Origin of the sequence: Protofrankia sp. Cr1, from assembly GCF_963555865.1 — a bacterium.
Taxonomy (GTDB): Bacteria; Actinomycetota; Actinomycetes; order Frankiales; family Frankiaceae; genus Protofrankia.
Window position 1 is genome coordinate 1,377 of the sequence record NZ_CAUVXO010000307.1, and the last position, 1,696, is coordinate 3,072.

3 protein-coding genes are annotated in these 1,696 nt (G+C 68.9%); all 3 read left to right on the top strand.

Features of this window, described 5'->3' with window-relative positions:
• On the top strand, positions 1 to 445 hold a 445-nt coding region (locus U9980_RS19825; protein WP_322769287.1), incomplete at its 5' end, for an E2/UBC family protein.
• Between the two features lie 3 nt (positions 446 to 448).
• Positions 449 to 1,042 carry a Mov34/MPN/PAD-1 family protein gene (locus U9980_RS19830; RefSeq protein ID WP_322769288.1) on the top strand — a complete coding sequence of 198 codons (594 nt, stop codon included), beginning with the start codon at positions 449 to 451 and terminating at the stop codon, positions 1,040 to 1,042.
• Positions 1,043 to 1,044: 2 nt separating this feature from the next.
• Positions 1,045 to 1,696: ThiF family adenylyltransferase (locus tag U9980_RS19835; RefSeq protein WP_322769289.1), on the top strand; the 652-nt coding region annotated here is incomplete at its 3' end.

A 1,696-nucleotide genomic window follows, 5' to 3' on the forward strand; every position in this document is an offset into this window, starting at 1 on the left:
ACGTGCACGACCCACGCCGATGAACCCACTGCGCCGCCGAATCCGGCTCGAAGCGGCCCAGCTCGCCGGGGCGTACCCGGGGCTCCGTATCGCCGACGACGATTCGTGGATCATCATCCCCGAATTCCGACTGCCGGCTGGATGGGAGCCGACCCGCACCACCGTGCTCGTCGTCGTCCCGGTCACCTACCCCGAATCCGCCCCGGACGGCTTCTTCCTCGGCTCCCGCCTGCAACGGCACGACCACAGCGGTCTCGGTGGTCTCGGCGGTCTCGGCGGTCTCGTCGACCCCGGCCACTACTTCCACGGCTTCAACAATCCCTACGCCGATTTGGGCTACGTCTGGTATTGCCTGGAGGATCCGTACCGCCGGTGGAATCCCCGTCTCGACTCGCTGCTCACCTTCGTCGAGGCAATCCGCACCTACCTCGGTACAGCGGACTGAACAATGGCCGGGAACCGAAACCCACCGCCGGAAAAGCGATTACCGGACGATCGAAGACCTCAGGCCGATCGGTGCCGGCTCATCATCGCCGACGCCATATGGACGGAGCTGTCCGCGCACCTCCTCGGCAGCGATCTGGAACAGTTCGCCTATCTCCTCGGCCGGGCCGAGATTACCGGCGACCGATGGGGACGCCGCGCCGTCACCGTTCGAGCTCAACGCGCCCTGCTGCTGCCCGATGCCGCCCTGACCGTGCAAAGCCCCACCCGCGTCGAGGTGGCCACTGACATCAGCCGGACCGTGCTGCGCACCTGCTACGAGCACGCGCTGTCCCTCATTGACGTGCACAGCCATCCGGGTACCTCGGCGCCCGCGGCGTTCTCCGGCACCGACCGTGCCAACACCATGGAAACCCACCGGGAGTTTCACGCCACGATCCCCGCCCGGCCGCTGGTGATCGCCGCATCCCTCGTGCTCACCCACACCGGGGTCGACGGACTGTGGTTCAACCCCCGCACCGGCCGTCTCACGCCGCTGGATATCTCATCCGCCGCACACGCATTGATTGCACAGCGCGACGAGAGCGCAGGAGGCTGACCATGACCCGACGGCGGCCGGAGCCCGTCCGAGGCAACCGGCATGATCGACCCGACCACGACCGGGACGATCGATATGATCGGCAGATTCGGGCGTTCGGAGCCGACACCCAACATCGGCTCGGACGGCTGACCGTGGGTGTCATCGGTGTGGGCGGAGCTGGCTCCCTCGTCGTGCAGGGCCTGGCCCACCTCGGCGTCGGACGTCTCCTCCTCGTCGACCCTGACCGGGTGGAGACATCCAACCTGGCCCGGCTCGTCGGTGCCACCCCGGCGGATGCGCGGCAGGCGACACCCAAGGTGGATGTGGCCAGCCGCCTGGCACGCGCGATCAGCCCCGACGTTGCGGTGACCCCGATCCGTGGCAGCATCCTCGACCCCGCCGTCTGGCGCGCCCTGAGCAGCGCCGACATTCTCATCGGCGCGGTCGACGGCCACGCGCCGAGATGGGCCATCAACCGGCTCGCGGTCCAGTACGGACGGCTCTACCTCGATATCGGGGTGGAACTGAGCCGCAGCGCCCCCGGGGCTGACCTGGAGGTCGGCGGCCGGGTCGCAGTCGTCCGACCGGACGGGCCATGCCTGCGCTGCCAGAACGGCTACGACCCGGTGCTCGCCGCCCGCGAACAGGATCCGCTCACCCGCGCCGCCCGCC